Raw genomic sequence first — 16,954 nt, 5'->3', positions numbered from 1 at the left:
ATGTGGTGTGCGCACCTACCGACATCGCGCCCCGGCAGCATGTGATGATGCTAACGGGAGGAACTGGGCGGCCCTTGGGTCGCCTTTTTTCTAGGTTTTATGCAGCGACAGCGGAAATAGCTGGAGCTGGAGCTGGAAAAAGATCAGGTAAATCAGGACGCAATTCGTGGGGTAACACTTTTCCTTCCGATGCCTTAGCAACCGAATGCACACGTTCGGTGGGAACCCGCCCCGCCCTGACCCATTTCCAGACATGCGGTTGCTTGACGTTGCAGCGGCGAGCAAGCTCTGACTGGTTGTTACCGCAAATCTTGATGACCTTTTCTAAGGCCTGCCGACATAGCTCGGCGTCTTTAACGCAGTAAGTCACTGATTAAGCTCTCCCTGATAAACGACGAAGCGAATCTACAACCTTCGTAATAGACAAGTCAACACCCAATAGTTTAGGACGCCCTATAACCGAGGTCGTAGAATTACCCCATGAAATACTTACCGATCGATCTCCTCCCCACGCTCTCCGATCGGCTGAAATATGCCATGGAGCAACTCAACCTCAGTCAAACTGATGTGGCGAAGCTTTCGGGATGCTCTCAAGCGACGATTTTCAAAATCGTAGATGGCCAAACACGAGAAAGCCGCAAAACAGGCGCTATAGCTCGCGGACTTAACCTTTCGTTACCGTGGCTTGAGAATGGCGATATGCCAGCCAGCATAGTGCCCATCACTCGTCGTCAGGAAAAATCACCCCCGCCTCTTATTCTTGAACCGGTATCCGCGTGGGATAACGACACCCCCTTGAATGATGACGAGGTGGAGATACCACTTTTTAAGCAAGTTGAGATTTCAGCTGGGGCAGGGAGAACAGCTGTTCAGGCTGAATATGGCCGTGTGCTTCGTTTTTCCCTTGCAACACTTCGGCAGTGCGGCGTCCACCCTGCTAATGCGTTATGTGCGCCAGTCACAGGTAGGAGCCAGGAACCGTTAATCCTTCACGGTGCGACGGTCGGAATAGACCGCGGCATGACCAAAATCATTTCTGACCATCTCTATGCCATTGAGCAAGAGGGCGCGCTGAGGATTAAATTCCTGGAACGTTTGGAGGGTGGTGGACTGAAGCTCGTGAGCTATAACAGAGCTGAACATCCAGATGAATCCTATACATTTGACCAGTTTGTAGAGCAGCAAATGAAAGTTTTAGGTCGAGTATTTTGGTGGTCGACAATCCGCCCCGTGAATGCTCCTCCTCTTCCAAGAAATTGAAGATCTAAAACCAAAGTAATTGCATCGTGCTAACACCTAGGTTATTTTCGCCTCACTCTCCTACCACAGTGAGGCTTCACCATGCGTACCACCGCATCCCTGCATGTCCATCCGGCATGCGTCAGCAATCGAAAACTGATCGAACAGCTGCAGCTCGCCACGGGCTGCCTGGTCGTCATTCATAACAGCAAACCCAAGCTTGTCGCCAAGTCCTGTCAGCCCTCTCCTGTTCATCCGAACGGCGGAGGGCACGCGGCATGATCAAGTTCAAGATCGACAACCGTACCCTGCAGTTGCTCAATGCCCAGGTCAACCTGAGCGAGACCTTCAACCATGTTCTGCGCACAGCGCCGAAGCGCGAGTGCCTGGCATTCCGTCTCAAGGCTGAGCGCGGCCCCGTGGAAAGCACTTTTGTCATCGAGCTGGGCAGTGAACGCCACACGCTGACCCTGCCGAACGACAAGAAGATGCACCTCAAGCTAGCCGACTTCATCGAAGAGATTGCCAACGGCCCGCTTGATCCGAGCAACACCAGCGACCCGGCGCATCGCGCGCATGCCGATCGCCAATACGGCCGCTTTGACGTCCAGGACAAGCAACGGGTGTTCGAGCTGATTCGTACCGGCGGCGTGCTGAGCCTCGACATGGTTTTCGATCTGCCGCTGCACGTGGCTGTTCATCGCCCGCACACTCTCTCCTGCATCACCGCCATCCTCAGCATCGGCAAAAAGAGCCCGCGTACCCGGTGTTTTACCGCGTGCGGTACCGATGTCGAGATCTACGGCAAAGTCAGCGAATCCATCAGCCAAATTGCTGCAGCGGCCACTCCTGCTGCACACGCGGCTTAAGGTGGGCGACATGGAACGTACCCTCGCCCAAACAGCTGCTCATCTCGGCCTGACCCGCCCCAAGCTCATCGCCCGCATGCGCGAAAAGGGTCTGCTCAAGGGAAACCTGCCGGCGGATCTCAACCGTGACGATGATTATCTGCGGATCAAAAGCAGTCCCTGGTACGACGAGAAATACGGCATGCAGTACAGCCAGTCGACTCGGGTCAAGCAGGCCGGAATCCGCTGGCTGGCTGACCAGTTGGGTATCGACCTCCCCGCCATTCCGGCAGGCCGCCGTGACGTGGCCTAGGGAATACGCCCGACAGATCATCGCAATGCGAACACGTGAGGAGCGCAATGCCGCGCTCCAGGAGGTGCCTGAACATCTGCGGGAATTGACCAAACGCCATTGCCTGAACGCCTGGAACCACCCATCACGATCCAAACGCAAGGAGGCTCAATAGCCACATGAACAACGCGAACCAAACACCGCTTCGCCTTCATCCGGCGCCTGAATCGACCACCGTTGAAATGCTCTATCGCACTTTCGGGAATGTGCTGATCCCGCTGGAAAAAATTCGGGAGGCCTATTTTCGCAACCTGAATTCGCAGTTGTTCGTGACTGAGATCTACAACGGCCGGATTCAGCTTCCGATCACCACGATCGACGCCAGTCGCAAGGCACTTAAATACGTCCACATCCGGCACATGGCCTCGTTGATCGACATCTGCGCCTACAAGGCCGATGAAGACATGCAGCGACAGCAGGAAGACCAACCCGATGCTGCACCCACTCCATTAACGGCAGTTACCACTACCCCACGACAACCCCAGGAGCACACCAAATGATGACTCCAATACAAATAGTTGCACTCGTCATCCTGACGGCGCTCGCCGCTCTCCTTATTTGGGGCGATTACATCATGGGCCGCAGAGATGGTCTGGAGGTCGGCCTGCGCGAGAGTGAAGACATTCAGCGCGCCGTGAGCGCCAAAACCATACGCGAGCTTCAGGCCTCCCTGCAGTTCATCAGGGCTGATCACGCGCGCCTGGCACAAACTTGCAAACTTCTTGAAGCAAGTCCGCAGTTCGGCCCGACAGAAAAGCAGACGCTGGTCGCCATCGGCGACCTACTGCGAATTGCCGCCGAAACCTTCAGCGTATTTCGTACTGGCAAGAAGCTCGAGCGCGACGCCAGACCTCTACGAGAACAAGCGCTTCAATTAGCAAAACGCGTAGTAACCCAAAAAAGGACCGATCACATGAAAGGCATTCAGCCAAAAGGAGTGAGAGCATGAGCGCCGCAGAAAAAATTGATTTCCACATAACTCCAGGCGCCTGGTTTCGGCAGGATCTGCTGTATCCAGTTTTTGGATTAAGCACGGAAGCAGTCCGCAAATACCGATCCCGCGGGATCTGGCTAGAAGGGAAGCACTATCGAACCGACCCAGCGAACGTGCTTGTTTATAACAAGGAGGCCATTGAAAAGTGGATGGCAGGCCAACCATGACTGACAAGATGCCCACAGGCGTCGAGATGAATGGCAAGCAATTACGCATCTGGTTCATTTTCAACGGCCAACGTTGCCGAGAACCTCTCGAAGGAATCTCGAAAGTAAACAAAGCCGCAATTGCATACGCCGACAACAAACGGCGCACCATCTTAGCGGAGATTAGAGAGGGCCGTTTCGATTATGCGGCTCACTTTCCCAACTCACCAAGGGCCGCCATGTTCACGGACACCGGCGGCCCGTCCCTAAAGCGTACAGTCAAAGAAGGTATCGACCGATGGCTGGAGGTTCAAAGGGCGCTTAAAGCATCAAGTACCGTCGTTAACTATGTCAGCAAGGCCAAGCACGTCGATAACAAATTTGGCAAACGCCGAATCGTCGACATCAGCAAGAGCGATATAGAGCTATTCCAAGCTCAATTGCTAAAGCAAGGGCTATCCCCTAAGACAGTAAACGACATCTTCACCGTCGTTCGTGGCGTCTGGGCTGACGCCTTTGGCGACGGCATTTTGAAAGCCAACGCACTGGACCGAATCAGTAACGTCGGTTCGGACGTAGACCTTGAGCACGCCGATCCCTTCAGCCGCACCGAGATCGAGCTGATCGGCAAAGCGGATCCGGACAGACGACATGATAGCAGGATGATTGAGTTCAACTGCTGGGCCGGACTTTCGCTATCCGAGCTCATCGCGCTCGCTGTCGAAGATATCGATCTCGATGCCGGCCTAGTGCAGGTTCGTCGTGCGCTGGTCGTTGGTGAGTTCAAAGTCCCGAAAGAGCGCTCCAGGGTTAGGGTGATAGAGCTGATCGATCCTGCACTTGTACTGATGCGAGAGATCGTAGCTGCTGCAAGAGAGGTCCCCGCGGAAGAGATCACCGTTATCCAGCGTGACAACATCACGTCGAAGAAGATGAAAGTCAGGTTTCTTTTCCGCAGCTCCACCAGCGGGCTGCTATGGAGCGGAAAGACCTTGAGCAATTGGTTCACGGCTCACCTGAAGAAGGCAGAGGTCCGACACCGAGGCGCCAACCAATGCCGTCATACCTTCGCGAGCCAGATGCTGTCGAGCTATGTACCAGTGGAATGGGTAGCGAGACAGCTTGGACATGCAGACACCACGATGGTGAGAAAACATTATGGGAGGTGGATACCCAAAGACACCAAGAGCATGGCCGGTGTCGTGTCGAAAATGCTGGGGTTTAGGACGGACTAGAGCGGCATAACGGGCAAGGTTTATGCCCTAGAAATGCCCTAAATGGATCGACAGAAACGAAAAAGCCCCTGTAATCATCAATGATTACAGGGGCTTAGTCTTATTCGATAATGGCGGAGAGATAGGGATTCGAACCCTAGGTACCGGTGAAGGTACAACGGATTTCGAATCCGTCCCATTCGGCCACTCTGGCATCTCTCCAACGGCGCGCATCATAACAACACTTCTGCCGAAAGCAAACCCTCTTTCGAAAATTTTCTTCGTGCTATCAGATGCTTGCGTCGATTAAAGCGGTACACCCAGACGATTGGCGACTTCTTCGTAGGCTTCGATGACGTCACCGAGGCCCTGGCGGAAGCGGTCTTTGTCCATCTTCTTCTTGGTGTCCTTGTCCCACAGGCGGCAGCCGTCCGGGCTGAACTCGTCGCCGAGGACGATCGAGCCGTCGCTGAACACGCCGAACTCAAGCTTGAAGTCCACCAGCAGCAGGCCTGCGTCGTCGAACAGTTTGCTCAGGACTTCGTTGACCTTGAGCGACAGTTCTTTCATGCGTGCCAGTTGCTCGGCGGTGCCCCAACCGAATGCCACGACGTGGGATTCGTTGATGAACGGGTCGCCCTTGGCGTCGTCCTTGAGGAACAGTTCGAAGGTGTACGGGTTGAGCTTCATGCCCTCTTCGACGCCCAGACGTTTTACCAGGCTGCCGGCAGCGTAGTTACGCACGACGCACTCGACCGGGATCATGTCCAGCTTCTTCACCAGGCACTCGTTGTCGCCCAGCAGTTTGTCGAATTGGGTCGGAATGCCGGCCGCTTCGAGTTTCTGCATGATGAAAGCGTTGAACTTGTTGTTCACCATGCCTTTGCGGTCGAGCTGCTCGATGCGCTTGCCGTCGAACGCCGAGGTGTCGTTGCGAAACAGCAGGATCAAACGGTCAGCGTCGTCGGTCTTGTAAACCGATTTGGCTTTGCCGCGGTAGAGTTCTTCACGTTTTTCCATGATGGGCTCCGCTTGCTAAGTAGATGGGCTAGGCGATATGGCGCCAGTCGAGCCCTGAATCTTGATCGGCCAGTTGCAGCCAGTCCGGGTCGCACCCGAGGGTGTCGACGAAACATTGCCGGGCCAGCTGCGGCAGGTTGTTCTTGCTGCTCAGGTGGGCGAGAACCAGATGCTGCAAGCCCTGCCACCCCAACTCGGCCACCAGGAATGCCGCCTGATGGTTGTTCAAATGTCCCAGCTCGCCGCCCACCCGTTGCTTGAGAAAGTACGGATAGTGACCACGGGCCAGCATGTCGCGGCAATGGTTGGACTCGATCATCAACGCATCGAGATCCCGATAGCCGTCCAGCACCCGCTCGCAATAGGAACCCAGGTCGGTCAGCAGGCCGAAGCGCCGCTGCTCGTTATCACTGAATACGTACTGGGTCGGCTCCTGCGCATCATGGGCCACGGCAATGACCCCGATGTTCAGTGCGCCGATCTGCAGCTGCTCGCCGCCGGCCAGAAAGCCTGCGGGTTCGATCGGTTTGCGCATCCCGCGCAGTGTGCCGCGACTGAGGTAGACCGGCAGATTGTAGCGCCGAGACAGCAAACCCACGCCATGCACGTGGTCGGCATGTTCGTGGGTTACGAGTATCGCGCTCAGTTGCGCCGGGTGAACCCCCAGACGCAACAGGCGTTTTTCGGTTTCCCGCAGGGAAAAACCACAATCCACCAGCACATAGGTATCAGCGCTGGCGATCAGCGTGCCGTTCCCTTGGCTACCGCTGCCGAGAACGGCAAAGCGCATGTGATCAGCCCAGGTTGTCCTGAATCACGCTCAACACTTTGCGCGCCACATCGGCCGGCGCAACGGTATTGATGTTCTTCTCTACGGTCACCTGAACGTTTTCACCGACCTTGCTCAGGCGAACCTGATAACGCTCGGCGCGGGCTTCAACTTCTTCCTTGGTCGGCGCACTGCCGAACAGGCTGCTGAAGAAACCAGGCTTGTCGTCTTTCTTCTCGGCTTTCTCGGCCAGGTTGATGTAGTACAGGCCCAGGCTGCGGTTGATGTCTTCAACGCGCCACTGACCTTGCTCCAGCGCACGACCGACGCTCGACCAGGCACGATCCAGGTCCGGACCGACGTTCAGTACCGGGTTGCCACTGCCGTCTTCGCTGAGGCTGACACGGCTCGGGGTATCGAAATCGCGCGAAGCCAGCATCGACACCGAACCACCCTTCTCGGAGATCCGGCTCATGCTCGCGAGCATGTCGTCGACCAGCGCTGCGTCCAGGCCAGTGTTGACCGAACGGTTGGTGAAATCGACGTCGGCGGTGCTGCCGGCAGGACGCTCGGCGCTGACCACGTAGATTTCACTGGTGTTGCGCTGCACGCCGGGCTCGATACGCACCCGCACGCGGGTTTCGCTGTCGGCACCGACACCGGCGGCGCTCAGGCGCTTGGCCATGGCGGCGGACAGTTCGTCGGAATGCTGCCACGTGGTGGTGAATTCGCCGGTTTGCGGACGCTGTTCATCCAGCCGGAAACCATTGTCCTGGAAGAACTGTACCGCCACTGGCCAGACTTCGGCCGGAGGGTGCTGGGCCACGACCCAACGCGAGTCACCGCTCTTCTGCAGCGAGTAGTCGGTCGCCTCGGCAACCGCCGTCAGCGGTTGCGGGCGCGGTACCACGTATTCGCCCTTCGCCGTGTCATCAGCCACGTTGCGCGGGATCGGCAACAGCGGATCCAGACGCTTGGAGGTGCTGACATTCGGTGGCAGTTGCATCGGTGCAGTCTGTTGCGCTTCCAGGTAATCGCTACCACGGTCACGGAAATAACCTTCCGGGCCCCAGACCCATCCGCAGCCACTGGTGCTGGAGATAATCAAGGCAAGTGCGGAAAGTCCGGCCATTCGCTTCATGCGTTGTACTTCCTCAATTAAACCAGGACGCTGCACTGGCGCAGGGCCGTGCGAAGCGTTTCATGACAAGGAGCGCTCAGCCAGGTCAACGGCAGGCGGATGCCTTCGTGCATCAGGCCCATTTCAACCAAAGCCCACTTCACCGGAATCGGGTTGGCTTCGATGAACAGGTCCTTGTGCAGCGGCATCAATTTTTCGTTGATCGCCCGTGCGGTCTCGGCGTCGCCTTTCAGCGCGGCCTCGCACAGGTCAGCCATTTCGCGCGGGGCGACGTTGGCCGTTACGGAGATGTTGCCTTTGCCGCCCAGCAGGATCAGCTCGACCGCGGTCGGATCATCGCCGGACAGCACGATGAAGTCCTTGCTCACGCCGTCGATGATGGCTTTGGCGCGTTTCAGGTCGCCGGTGGCTTCCTTGATGCCGATGATGTTCGGCACGCTGGACAGGCGAATCACGGTCTCGGCCTGCATGTCGCAGGAGGTGCGGCCGGGAACGTTGTAGAGAATCTGTGGAATGTCGACGGCTTCGGCAATGTGCTTGAAGTGCTGGTACAGGCCTTCCTGGGTCGGCTTGTTGTAGTACGGAACTACCAGCAGGCAGGCGTCGGCGCCGGCTTCCTTGGCGTTGCGGGTCAGCTCGACGGCTTCGCGGGTCGAGTTGGCGCCGGTACCGGCGATCACCGGAATGCGCCCGGCTACCTGTTTGACCACGGCTTTGATGACGGCGATGTGTTCTTCTACATCAAGGGTCGCCGACTCGCCGGTAGTACCGACCGCGACAATGGCATGGGTGCCGTTCTTGAGATGGAAGTCCACGAGTTTGCTGAGGCTGTCCCAGTCAAGACGCCCTTGTGCATCCATGGGAGTGACCAGTGCCACCATACTGCCCGCAATCATGAAACCGCTCCTGCCGGAAAAAGAGAGCGGTAATGGTACTGGCGCCAAGATGCTTGCACAAGCGAAGTACTGCGCCGCCATTCCCCTTGGCGTCGGTTTTCGCTACCCTTCAGACTTTGATCGGTACAGATCAGCTTGTACGCCGGGTTCCAGCCTCCCCTTTCGGCCTCCCAGGCCCCGTTCCAGTGTCGCTGCTGCACGCTCCGCCTTTATTGGAGCGAATTGCGAGCCACGGCCCGGGGCTTTCTGAACGGGCACGCGCAGACGCTTCCCGACGGCCAACGCCCATCGACCTACCGACCGCTCATCGCTTTAGGAATGCTGCATGTCCACCCCCACAGTTCGCGAACAATTCCTTGTCATCAGTGCCCTTGGCGCCAACCCCATGGAGCTGACTAACGTCCTGTGCCGCGCCAGCCATGAAAATCGCTGCGCCGTCGTCACCTCCCGCCTGACTCGCCATGGCGAATGCAGCGCCCTGGTGCTGGAAATCTCCGGCAGCTGGGACGCGCTGGCCCGCCTCGAAGGCAGCCTGCCGACCCTGGCCAAGCGCCACGCATTCACCGTCAACGTGGTACGCAGCGCGGCTCTGGAAAACCGTCCGCAGGCCCTGCCGTACGTGGCTTATGTCAGCTCGGCGTATCGCCCGGACATCATCAACGAGCTGTGCCAGTTCTTCATGGATCACAACGTCGAGCTGGAAAACCTGACCTGCGATACCTATCAGGCCCCGCAGACTGGCGGCACCATGCTCAACGCCACGTTCACCGTAACGCTGCCGGCCGGCACCCAGATCAGCTGGCTGCGCGACCAGTTCCTGGACTTCGCCGACGCGATGAACCTGGATGCGCTGATCGAACCTTGGCGCCCACAAAACCCAATGTAAGGAAGCTTTCATGGCCGTTGTCATCGACCAACCGGTTGCGGATTTCGAAGCACCTGCCACCAGCGGGCAGACCGTCAGCTTGTCCGCCCTGAAGGGCAAGCAAGTGGTGATCTACTTCTATCCGAAGGACAGCACCCCCGGCTGCACCACCGAAGGCCAGGGTTTTCGTGACCAGTACGCGGCGTTCCAGGCCGCTAATACCGAGATTTTCGGTATCTCCCGCGACAGCCTGAAGTCTCACGAGAACTTCAAGTGCAAGCAGGAATTTCCGTTCGAGCTGATCAGCGACAAGGACGAAGCCGTCTGCCAGCTGTTCGACGTGATCAAGTTGAAGAAACTGTATGGCAAGGAATATCTGGGCGTTGATCGCAGCACATTCCTGATCGACAAGAATGGCGTGCTGCGCCAGGAATGGCGCGGCGTGAAAGTACCGGGGCATGTGGATGCGGTGCTGGCTGCGGCTCAGGCGCTGAACAAGGCCTGATATTTCTGCGTCGTTTTCACTGACGCCTTCGCGAGCAAGCTCGCTCCCACATTTGGAATGCATTTCAAATGTGGGAGCGAGCTTGCTCGCGAAGGGGCAATAAGCCTCAGCGAATAGCTCGGCTCTAAAGCAATGGAGCCACAACCGGCTCCTTGCGCGGCCACGCATCCAGCACGGCCTTGAACAGCGTCGCCAGCGGAATTGCGAAGAACACGCCCCAGAACCCCCACAACCCGCCAAACAACAGCACCGCACAAATGATTGCCACCGGGTGCAGGTTGACCGCCTCGGAAAACAGCAACGGCACCAGCACGTTGCCATCCAGGGTCTGAATGATCCCGTAGACCGCCATCAGATAGATGAACTGATCGCTCCAGCCCCACTGGAACAACGCAATCAGCAACACCGGCACGGTCACCACCACCGCGCCGACGTACGGCACCACCACCGACACCCCGACCAGCAACGCCAGCAGCGCCGCATAGTTGAGGCCGAGCGCGACGAACGCGATGTAGGTCACGCCGCCACAGATCACGATCTCGATGACCTTGCCACGAATGTAGTTGGCGATCTGCCGGTTCATTTCCTGCGCCACGCGGGTGATCAGCGCTCGCTCACGGGGCAGATAGCCGCGCACCCACTCGCCGATCATGGCCCGATCCTTGAGAAAGAAGAACACCAGAATCGGCACCAGCACCAGATAGATCATGATGTTGACCAGCAGCGGCAGGCTCGACAGGGAAAAGGTCAGCGCCCATTGGCCGAACTTGCCGATTTCGCCACGCGCCGCTTCGATGGCCTGCAGCACCTGCTCGTCAGAGACCAGATGCGGATAGCGCTCGGGCAGCAACAGCAGCAGCGACTGCCATTTGGCGAGCATGCCCGGAAGTTCGTTGAACAGCGTGATCAACTGATGCCACAGCAACGGCAAGACCACCACGATGAACACCAGCAACACGCCCATGAACAGCGCAAACACCAGCCCCACCGCCGCCGCACCAGGCAAGCGCATGCGTTCAAGAGCGAGCACCAGCCCCTGCATCAGATACGCCAACACCATCCCGGCCAATACCGGCGCGAGCATGCCACCGAGCGTGAGCACCGCGGTGAAGGCGAGAAACAGCAGCACCGCCAGCACCACCGCTTCTTCGTCGGAAAAGTAGCGCTGAATCCAGTCGCGTAACACTTTGAACATCAATAATCCTTAGGTCTTTTACGCTGTCGGTTCAGGCTTTTTTCAACCAGTAACGGTAGACGCCCGCTTCGTCTTCTTCGCGCAGCAGCGTATGACCGGCCAGACGGGCAAAGGTGCGGAAGTCGCGCTGCGAACCCGCGTCCGTGGCGATCACCTTGAGCACCGCGCCGCTGGGCAGCTTGTTGAGTTCCATCTTGGCCTTGAGCAGCGGCAACGGGCAATTCAGGCCACTGGCGTCCAATTCACAGTCATGGGCTACAGCGTCAGTCATTGCGTCACTCCGGTTCAGGTGGTTGAGGCGCCTAGAATATCTGGTCGCAAGCCCGGTGTCCGGCTACAGTAAGGTCTTTGTCTTCTAAGGCTTTGTGCATGACATTTCTGCGCCCTACCCTGCTGACGCTCGCTTGCCTGCTCGCCTCACCGGGCTTTGCCGACGATCTGCCGTCACTTGGCGACGCCAGTTCTGCCATTGTCTCTCCGCAACAGGAATACCAGTTGGGCCGCGCCTGGCTGGCCATGTTGCGCAGTCAAGTTGCACAGCTCAACGATCCGCAGCTCAAAGACTACGTCGAATCCAGCGTCTACAAGCTGGTGGAAACCAGCCAGGTGACCGATCGTCGCCTGGAATTCATTCTGATCAACAGCCCGCAACTCAACGCTTTCGCGGCGCCGGGTGGCGTGGTCGGGGTCAACGGTGGCCTGTTCCTCAACGCGCAGACTGAAGGCGAATACGCCTCGGTACTGGCCCACGAACTGGCTCACTTGTCGCAACGCCACTTCGCGCGCGGCGTCGAAGCTTCGCAGCGGATGCAGGTACCGATGATGGCGGCGCTGCTCGCGGGGATCGTGATTGCCGCCGCCGGTGGCGGTGATGCCGGGATCGCGACCATCGCCGGTACTCAGGCCGCAGCCATTCAGTCGCAGCGTACCTTCTCGCGCCAAAACGAGCAGGAAGCCGACCGTATCGGCATCCTCAACCTGGAAAAGGCCGGATACGACCCGCGCTCGATGCCGACCATGTTCGAACGTCTGATGCGCCAATACCGCTTCGACGCCAAGCCGCCAGAATTTCTGCTGACTCACCCGGTGACCGAATCGCGTATCGCCGACACCCGTAACCGCGCAGAACAAGCGCCAGCGGGCGGCATTGAAGACAGCATGCGCTATCAGTTGATCCGCGCCCGCGTACAGCTGATCTACGAAGAAACCCCGGGACTGGGCGCCAAGCGCTTTCGTGCACAACTGGACGAGAACCCGAAGAACGACGTGGCGCGCTACGGCCTGGCGATCGCTCAGATCAAGGGCGGCCAGCTCAACGAAGCCAGGGAGAATCTCAAACAGCTGCTGGCCAAGTCACCCAACGAGATCATCTACAACCTCGCGCAGATCGACCTGGACATTACCAACAACCGCCTGCCGGATGCGCAAACGCGGGTTGACCGCATGCTCACGCAATATCCGGGCAACTACCCACTGAATCAGGTTCGGGTCGATCTGTTGCTGAAACAGAATCGCACCGCCGACGCCGAGAAAGCCCTCGACAGCTTGCTCAAATCCCGTCCGAACGATCCGGACGTGTGGTATCAGGTCGCCGAAACCCGTGGTCTGTCCGGCAACATCATTGGTCTGCACCAGGCCCGCGCCGAGTACTTCGCGCTGGTCGGCGATTATCGTCAGGCGATCCAGCAGCTTGATTTTGCCAAGCGCAAGGCGGGCAGCAACTTCCCGCTATCCTCGCGGATCGATGCACGCCAGCGCGAGCTGATGGAGCAGGAGCGCATGATCAAGGACATGATGGGCTGAGTTTTCATCAGCGACATAAAAATTTCAGGCATAAAAAAACCGCCTCTTTCGAGGCGGTTTTTATTTCACCGCAACCGGGTTATTCAGCCAGTTTGAAGGTGATGAAGCTCGCACGACCTTCACGCAGAACGCGCATCGACACCGAACGATTCTTCGGCAGCGCCTTGGCGATCTCGGTGAACTCCTTGGTGGAGCCGATGGCCTGGTTGTTCAGGTGAGTAATCACGTCACCCGGTTGCAGACCGATCAAAGCCGCAGGACCGTCCTGAACTTCCTTGATCACCACTCCGCCCTTGAGGTCGTAGGTTTTCTTCTGCTCAGCGGTCAGTTCCGCCACCGAAACGCCGAGGCGGTTGCTGCTGCTTTCCGCACCCGACTTCGGCAGTGCAGCCAGCTCTTTGTCCTCATCCGGAATCGCGCCGACAGTCAACTCGACATTCTTGCGCTTGCCGTCACGGATCACTTCGAGGCTGGCCTTGGCGCCCGCTTTCAGCGCACCGACCAAGTGTGGCAGGTCGGCGGACATGACGATCGGCTGACCGTTCATGCTCAGGATCACGTCGCCCACTTGCAGGCCACCCTTGGCTGCCGGACCGTCATCCTGAATCTGCGCAACCAGCGCACCGGCCGGCTTATCAAGACCGAACGACTCGGCCAGATCCTTGTTCACTTCCTGGATGACCACGCCCAGCCAGCCGCGGCTGACTTTGCCACCGCTTTTCAGCTGATTGGAAACGTCCATCGCCACGTCGATCGGAATGGCGAACGACACACCCATGAAGCCACCGGAACGGGTGTAGATCTGTGAGTTGATCCCGACCACTTCACCGTTCAGGTTGAACAGCGGGCCACCGGAGTTACCCGGGTTGATTGGCACGTCGGTCTGGATGAACGGCACGTAGTTTTCGTTCGGCAGGCTACGGCCGACGGCGCTGACAATACCTTGGGTCACGGTGTGGTCAAAGCCGAACGGCGAACCGATCGCCACGACCCACTGACCCGCCTTCAGGTCCTGGGACTTGCCGAGCTTGAGCACCGGCAGATCCTTGCCATCGATTTTCAGCAGGGCCACGTCGGAACGTGGGTCAGTACCGATCAGCTTGGCTTTCATTTCACTGCGATCAGCCAGACGCACGAGGATTTCGTCGGCATCGGCAATCACATGATTATTGGTCAGGATGTAGCCATCGGAGGAAATGATGAAGCCCGAACCGAGCGATTGCGCTTCACGCTGACGATCGCCGCGCGGCGAACGCTGCTGAGGCGGCATGCCACGCTCGAAGAACTCGCGCAACATCGGCGGCAAGCCTTCCAGGTCAGGCATCTGCTGGTTCACCTTGCGGTCCGGCAGCTTCTGCGTGGTGCTGATGTTCACCACTGCAGGCGAGGCCTGTTCAACCAGTTGGGTGAAATCCGGCAGGTCGGCCGCCTGGACAGCGGGGACAGCCTGACCCAGCACCAGCACGGTGGCGAAAATGGAGAGATAAGACTTCAAGCTAAGTATCGACATACAGCTCCCGTTACGACGAGCAGGGTTAAGCGATATGGAGCAAGGAACACCGGGAACCGCGGGCCGGTATTTTTGTTCCGGGAACAACAGACAAGGCCAGAGCCGTGAGGCTCTGACCTATAAAAAACTTTCGGGTGATTTGCAAATGAAAATGCTGAGCAAACATTTCATCTACGTCTCGAAGAAGAAGTGGAAATGACTGAAATCAGCTCACTGCTTGCTGGTTGCAGCGCCATCGTTGCGCATCGAAAGGGCAATCCTCTCGGCCGTGCCGATTGGAATTTCGCCGACCACCGTCACCATCATCTCGCCCTCAGGCGTAGTGAGGCGGCGGGAAACAGCGACAGTTGGCCCCAACTGCGTGCGGGTATCGGTCACTGTTGCACCGTTCAACGGCTCAAGAAATACCGAAAACCGTGCCAGCCCGTCGTCATACATCAGGCTACTGACTTGAGTCTTGGTTTCAGAATCTTTGTGTGAAGTGCTGCTGGTCAGCACAAAACCCGGAGGCAGCCAGTCGGAATGCCAGACCTGAGCCGTTTTCACGGCAGAGGCCTTGTCACTATCAATAGTGACGGCCTTGCACTCGGTGCCAGCTTGCAGATCTTTGTCCGACGGGACATCAGCGGTATCGAGGCTGGTGAACTGGAAACGCTCGAGTAGCTGCCCCTTGTCGTTGAGCAACAACGACTTCAGTGGCAAACCGGTCTGTTTATCCAGATGCAGCTCGAAACCATAACGATGCTGGTCGCGGGGCGTCAGCGATACAATGACCGCATCACGCCCGGCCACGCGCGACTTGCCGATGACGGCAAGCTCATACCAGTTTTTCAGCTTTTGGGGATCAAGCGAAAGAGCGGTCGAGTTGGGAGAGTCTCCCAACCCCGCAATCAGAGTGCCGCTGACGCATTGAGTATGCCCATCAACACGCACGACTTCCTGAGCCGAGCCGTCGAGCTGAAGCAAACGCTCGCGGACCTGACCGTTCTGGACACGATGCCAGATATTGTGGGTAGAAAAACTACCGTTACGCTCGTATACGAAAGTGCCTTGGAAGCTTTGCTGCTGCTCCGCCTGACCCAGGCGGATCAGCCAGTCCTGGGCCTCGTCGGCATGGGCTGGAACAATGAACCAGCCGCTAAGCAGAAGCGAAAGTAGAGGTATGGCGCGCATGATCCTCCTTAACGGTTTTCCATGCTTGCTGCACGCGCATAAGGCAGAGCGCTTTCAGTACCTTTCAACGCAGCTTGCTGGGCATGCTGACGCAGATAGCCTGGCAGACGCTGATCGTGCCAGCCTGGCTGACCTTGCAGGACGCTGTTGGCCATCGGACCGGTAGTTTCCGAGCTTTCCTTGTAGCCTGCCAGAACAGCCGGGCCTTTGACCTGCGGCGCAACCAGCGAAGGCTGATTGGACTGCTGGGCCAGTTCGACGCCAGCGATTTCGTCCTGGTTGTACAGGCGCACACCAGCCAGTACCGCAACGGTCACCGAAGCCGCAACGGCCAGACGACCCAGGTTGCGCCAAGGGCCGCGGGATACTTTGGCTGGAGCCGTTTCGTCTTCCAGCGCAGCAGAAACTGCCGCAGCAATGTCCAGACGCGGAAGCAGCAGATCCTTGTGCATGGCTGCCCGAGCGATCTGATAACGAGCCCAGGTCTCACGGGTTTCAACATCGTCCAGTGCATTGATCACTCGACGCAATTCCAGTTCGTCCGCTTCGTTATCCATCACTGCGGACAGCGATTCCTGCAGGGCTTCACGACTCATGGCGTTCCTCTCTTGGCTGTCGCCGCTGTCTCAGTTTTCCTGCAACAACGGCTGCAGGGCTTTATCGATGGCCTCCCGGGCGCGGAAAATCCGGGAGCGCACGGTACCCACCGGACACTGCATGACGCTCGCAATGTCCTCGTAACTCAGACCATCGAATTCACGTAAAGTTAAAGCCGTACGTAAATCCTCTGGCAGTTGCTGAATGGTTCGATGGACGGTGCCTTCGATCTCATCCCGCAGCAACGCGCGTTCCGGCGATTCGAGATCCTTCAGGCCGTGATCGCCGTCGTAGAACTCTGCGTCTTCAGAACTTACATCGCTATCCGGCGGCCGGCGGCCGCGTGAAACCAGATAGTTCTTTGCCGTGTTGATGGCAATGCGGTAAAGCCACGTATAGAACGCGCTGTCTCCGCGAAAGTTTCCTAGCGCTCGATAGGCCTTGATAAAGGCTTCCTGAGCCACATCCTGGGCTTCATGGGTGTCGTGCACGAAACGCACGATCAACCCGAGAATTTTGTGCTGATATTTCAGCACCAGCAGATCGAAAGCTCGCTTGTCGCCACGCTGAACGCGCTCGACCAGCTGCTGATCCTCTTCCTGGGTTAGCATGAACACTCCTCGATAAGCATGGAGGAGGCTTGCATAACTAAACGACCAGACTTGCAAACATAGACTCGGGCTTTTC

General features: G+C 57.9%; 22 protein-coding genes and 1 tRNA gene. 11 read left to right on the top strand and 12 right to left on the bottom strand.

Annotated elements, in window-relative coordinates:
- Nucleotides 1–97: 97 nt before the first annotated feature.
- Complete coding sequence (locus tag ACM6I7_RS23770; RefSeq protein ID WP_139055265.1) at nt 98–370, bottom strand: YdaS family helix-turn-helix protein; 273 nt, start codon at nt 368–370, stop codon at nt 98–100.
- A gap of 110 nt (nt 371–480) precedes the next feature.
- Here ACM6I7_RS23770 and ACM6I7_RS23765 point away from each other — a divergent pair, with 110 nt between their 5' ends.
- From ACM6I7_RS23765 to ACM6I7_RS23730, 8 genes are all read left to right on the top strand, one after another.
- The gene (locus ACM6I7_RS23765; protein WP_081730300.1) at nt 481–1,260 is read left to right on the top strand and encodes a S24 family peptidase; all 780 of its coding nucleotides are present in this window, start codon (nt 481–483) and stop codon (nt 1,258–1,260) included.
- 81 nt (nt 1,261–1,341) lie between these two features.
- Nucleotides 1,342–1,521 (top strand): hypothetical protein, encoded by a 180-nt coding sequence (locus tag ACM6I7_RS23760; protein ID WP_081730299.1) that lies wholly within the window; start codon nt 1,342–1,344, stop codon nt 1,519–1,521.
- Nucleotides 1,518–2,108 carry a hypothetical protein gene (locus tag ACM6I7_RS23755; RefSeq protein WP_139055266.1) on the top strand — a complete coding sequence of 197 codons (591 nt, stop codon included), beginning with the start codon at nt 1,518–1,520 and terminating at the stop codon, nt 2,106–2,108. The genes ACM6I7_RS23760 and ACM6I7_RS23755 overlap by 4 nt, the downstream gene beginning before the upstream one ends.
- Nucleotides 2,109–2,118: 10 nt before the next feature.
- On the top strand, nt 2,119–2,400 hold the full coding sequence (locus ACM6I7_RS23750; RefSeq protein ID WP_027614473.1) for a phage antirepressor KilAC domain-containing protein: 282 nt from the start codon (nt 2,119–2,121) through the stop codon (nt 2,398–2,400).
- Nucleotides 2,401–2,558: 158 nt separating this feature from the next.
- Nucleotides 2,559–2,939, top strand: coding sequence for a pyocin activator PrtN family protein (locus ACM6I7_RS23745; protein ID WP_027614472.1), 381 nt, complete (start codon nt 2,559–2,561; stop codon nt 2,937–2,939).
- Nucleotides 2,936–3,388 carry a hypothetical protein gene (locus ACM6I7_RS23740; protein ID WP_049827962.1) on the top strand — a complete coding sequence of 151 codons (453 nt, stop codon included), beginning with the start codon at nt 2,936–2,938 and terminating at the stop codon, nt 3,386–3,388. Before ACM6I7_RS23745 ends, ACM6I7_RS23740 begins: the two co-directional genes overlap by 4 nt.
- A complete protein-coding gene (gene xisR, locus ACM6I7_RS23735) occupies nt 3,385–3,600 on the top strand; it encodes an excisionase family protein (protein WP_027614470.1) in 216 nt (71 codons plus the stop codon). The genes ACM6I7_RS23740 and xisR overlap by 4 nt, the downstream gene beginning before the upstream one ends.
- Nucleotides 3,597–4,814, top strand: a complete 1,218-nt coding sequence (locus ACM6I7_RS23730; RefSeq protein WP_065899397.1) for an Arm DNA-binding domain-containing protein — start codon at nt 3,597–3,599, stop codon at nt 4,812–4,814. Before xisR ends, ACM6I7_RS23730 begins: the two co-directional genes overlap by 4 nt.
- Nucleotides 4,815–4,925: 111 nt before the next feature.
- On the opposite strand, the gene ACM6I7_RS23725 is transcribed toward ACM6I7_RS23730, so the two are convergent.
- The 5 genes from ACM6I7_RS23725 to dapA form a co-directional block, all read right to left on the bottom strand.
- A tRNA-Ser gene (locus ACM6I7_RS23725) sits at nt 4,926–5,015 on the bottom strand.
- An 84-nt stretch (nt 5,016–5,099) separates the two neighbouring features.
- Complete coding sequence (gene purC, locus ACM6I7_RS23720) at nt 5,100–5,813, bottom strand: phosphoribosylaminoimidazolesuccinocarboxamide synthase (protein WP_007963288.1); 714 nt, start codon at nt 5,811–5,813, stop codon at nt 5,100–5,102.
- A gap of 28 nt (nt 5,814–5,841) precedes the next feature.
- Nucleotides 5,842–6,603: an MBL fold metallo-hydrolase gene (locus tag ACM6I7_RS23715; RefSeq protein WP_047598088.1), complete on the bottom strand. Its 762-nt coding sequence runs from the start codon at nt 6,601–6,603 to the stop codon at nt 5,842–5,844.
- A gap of 4 nt (nt 6,604–6,607) precedes the next feature.
- Entirely contained in the window at nt 6,608–7,723 is a 1,116-nt protein-coding gene (bamC, locus tag ACM6I7_RS23710) for an outer membrane protein assembly factor BamC (RefSeq protein WP_027614466.1), read from the bottom strand.
- Nucleotides 7,724–7,740: 17 nt separating this feature from the next.
- Nucleotides 7,741–8,619 carry a 4-hydroxy-tetrahydrodipicolinate synthase gene (gene dapA / locus ACM6I7_RS23705; protein ID WP_027614465.1) on the bottom strand — a complete coding sequence of 293 codons (879 nt, stop codon included), beginning with the start codon at nt 8,617–8,619 and terminating at the stop codon, nt 7,741–7,743.
- 325 nt (nt 8,620–8,944) lie between these two features.
- On the opposite strand from dapA, the gene ACM6I7_RS23700 reads away from it, so the two are divergent.
- Together ACM6I7_RS23700 and ACM6I7_RS23695 are read left to right on the top strand one after the other, a co-directional pair.
- Entirely contained in the window at nt 8,945–9,505 is a 561-nt protein-coding gene (locus tag ACM6I7_RS23700; protein WP_007963284.1) for a glycine cleavage system protein R, read from the top strand.
- 10 nt (nt 9,506–9,515) lie between these two features.
- On the top strand, nt 9,516–9,989 hold the full coding sequence (locus ACM6I7_RS23695; protein WP_003222570.1) for a peroxiredoxin: 474 nt from the start codon (nt 9,516–9,518) through the stop codon (nt 9,987–9,989).
- Nucleotides 9,990–10,113: 124 nt separating this feature from the next.
- Here the strand turns inward: ACM6I7_RS23695 and ACM6I7_RS23690 are convergent, their stop codons facing one another.
- Complete coding sequence (locus ACM6I7_RS23690; RefSeq protein ID WP_003222568.1) at nt 10,114–11,184, bottom strand: AI-2E family transporter; 1,071 nt, start codon at nt 11,182–11,184, stop codon at nt 10,114–10,116.
- Nucleotides 11,185–11,215: 31 nt separating this feature from the next.
- Entirely contained in the window at nt 11,216–11,455 is a 240-nt protein-coding gene (locus ACM6I7_RS23685) for a sulfurtransferase TusA family protein (RefSeq protein ID WP_007963279.1), read from the bottom strand.
- Between the two features lie 98 nt (nt 11,456–11,553).
- On the opposite strand from ACM6I7_RS23685, the gene ACM6I7_RS23680 reads away from it, so the two are divergent.
- Nucleotides 11,554–12,987 carry a M48 family metalloprotease gene (locus ACM6I7_RS23680; RefSeq protein ID WP_007963277.1) on the top strand — a complete coding sequence of 478 codons (1,434 nt, stop codon included), beginning with the start codon at nt 11,554–11,556 and terminating at the stop codon, nt 12,985–12,987.
- Nucleotides 12,988–13,066: 79 nt separating this feature from the next.
- On the opposite strand, the gene ACM6I7_RS23675 is transcribed toward ACM6I7_RS23680, so the two are convergent.
- The 4 genes from ACM6I7_RS23675 to rpoE all read right to left on the bottom strand — a co-directional run bounded on the left by ACM6I7_RS23675 (nt 13,067) and on the right by rpoE (nt 16,878).
- On the bottom strand, nt 13,067–14,497 hold the full coding sequence (locus ACM6I7_RS23675; protein ID WP_027614462.1) for a DegQ family serine endoprotease: 1,431 nt from the start codon (nt 14,495–14,497) through the stop codon (nt 13,067–13,069).
- 210 nt (nt 14,498–14,707) lie between these two features.
- Nucleotides 14,708–15,670: a MucB/RseB C-terminal domain-containing protein gene (locus ACM6I7_RS23670; protein ID WP_414889385.1), complete on the bottom strand. Its 963-nt coding sequence runs from the start codon at nt 15,668–15,670 to the stop codon at nt 14,708–14,710.
- Between the two features lie 8 nt (nt 15,671–15,678).
- The gene (locus tag ACM6I7_RS23665) at nt 15,679–16,266 is read right to left on the bottom strand and encodes a sigma-E factor negative regulatory protein (protein ID WP_414889384.1); all 588 of its coding nucleotides are present in this window, start codon (nt 16,264–16,266) and stop codon (nt 15,679–15,681) included.
- Between the two features lie 30 nt (nt 16,267–16,296).
- Complete coding sequence (gene rpoE, locus ACM6I7_RS23660; RefSeq protein ID WP_003172477.1) at nt 16,297–16,878, bottom strand: RNA polymerase sigma factor RpoE; 582 nt, start codon at nt 16,876–16,878, stop codon at nt 16,297–16,299.
- Nucleotides 16,879–16,954: the final 76 nt, after the last annotated feature.

This window comes from Pseudomonas sp. IT-93MI4, from assembly GCF_949767635.1.
In the GTDB taxonomy this organism is placed as follows: domain Bacteria; phylum Pseudomonadota; class Gammaproteobacteria; order Pseudomonadales; family Pseudomonadaceae; genus Aquipseudomonas; species Aquipseudomonas putida_A.
This window is presented reverse-complemented; position numbering and strand designations above follow the sequence as displayed.

Bases quoted from the DNA above. Each gene is read 5' to 3' on its own strand.
- ACM6I7_RS23690 (WP_003222568.1), bottom strand. From the start codon at position 11,184: ATGTTCAAAGTGTTACGCGACTGGATTCAGCGCTACTTTTCCGACGAA.
- ACM6I7_RS23755 (WP_139055266.1), top strand. From the start codon at position 1,518: ATGATCAAGTTCAAGATCGACAACCGTACCCTGCAGTTGCTCAATGCC.
- ACM6I7_RS23670 (WP_414889385.1), bottom strand. From the start codon at position 15,670: ATGCGCGCCATACCTCTACTTTCGCTTCTGCTTAGCGGCTGGTTCATT.
- rpoE (WP_003172477.1), bottom strand. From the start codon at position 16,878: ATGCTAACCCAGGAAGAGGATCAGCAGCTGGTCGAGCGCGTTCAGCGT.
- ACM6I7_RS23665 (WP_414889384.1), bottom strand. From the start codon at position 16,266: ATGAGTCGTGAAGCCCTGCAGGAATCGCTGTCCGCAGTGATGGATAAC.
- ACM6I7_RS23765 (WP_081730300.1), top strand. From the start codon at position 481: ATGAAATACTTACCGATCGATCTCCTCCCCACGCTCTCCGATCGGCTG.
- xisR (WP_027614470.1), top strand. From the start codon at position 3,385: ATGAGCGCCGCAGAAAAAATTGATTTCCACATAACTCCAGGCGCCTGG.
- ACM6I7_RS23715 (WP_047598088.1), bottom strand. From the start codon at position 6,603: ATGCGCTTTGCCGTTCTCGGCAGCGGTAGCCAAGGGAACGGCACGCTG.
- bamC (WP_027614466.1), bottom strand. From the start codon at position 7,723: ATGAAGCGAATGGCCGGACTTTCCGCACTTGCCTTGATTATCTCCAGC.
- ACM6I7_RS23685 (WP_007963279.1), bottom strand. From the start codon at position 11,455: ATGACTGACGCTGTAGCCCATGACTGTGAATTGGACGCCAGTGGCCTG.
- ACM6I7_RS23695 (WP_003222570.1), top strand. From the start codon at position 9,516: ATGGCCGTTGTCATCGACCAACCGGTTGCGGATTTCGAAGCACCTGCC.
- ACM6I7_RS23675 (WP_027614462.1), bottom strand. From the start codon at position 14,497: ATGTCGATACTTAGCTTGAAGTCTTATCTCTCCATTTTCGCCACCGTG.
- ACM6I7_RS23760 (WP_081730299.1), top strand. From the start codon at position 1,342: ATGCGTACCACCGCATCCCTGCATGTCCATCCGGCATGCGTCAGCAAT.
- ACM6I7_RS23750 (WP_027614473.1), top strand. From the start codon at position 2,119: ATGGAACGTACCCTCGCCCAAACAGCTGCTCATCTCGGCCTGACCCGC.
- ACM6I7_RS23740 (WP_049827962.1), top strand. From the start codon at position 2,936: ATGATGACTCCAATACAAATAGTTGCACTCGTCATCCTGACGGCGCTC.
- ACM6I7_RS23745 (WP_027614472.1), top strand. From the start codon at position 2,559: ATGAACAACGCGAACCAAACACCGCTTCGCCTTCATCCGGCGCCTGAA.
- ACM6I7_RS23700 (WP_007963284.1), top strand. From the start codon at position 8,945: ATGTCCACCCCCACAGTTCGCGAACAATTCCTTGTCATCAGTGCCCTT.
- purC (WP_007963288.1), bottom strand. From the start codon at position 5,813: ATGGAAAAACGTGAAGAACTCTACCGCGGCAAAGCCAAATCGGTTTAC.
- ACM6I7_RS23680 (WP_007963277.1), top strand. From the start codon at position 11,554: ATGACATTTCTGCGCCCTACCCTGCTGACGCTCGCTTGCCTGCTCGCC.
- ACM6I7_RS23730 (WP_065899397.1), top strand. From the start codon at position 3,597: ATGACTGACAAGATGCCCACAGGCGTCGAGATGAATGGCAAGCAATTA.
- dapA (WP_027614465.1), bottom strand. From the start codon at position 8,619: ATGATTGCGGGCAGTATGGTGGCACTGGTCACTCCCATGGATGCACAA.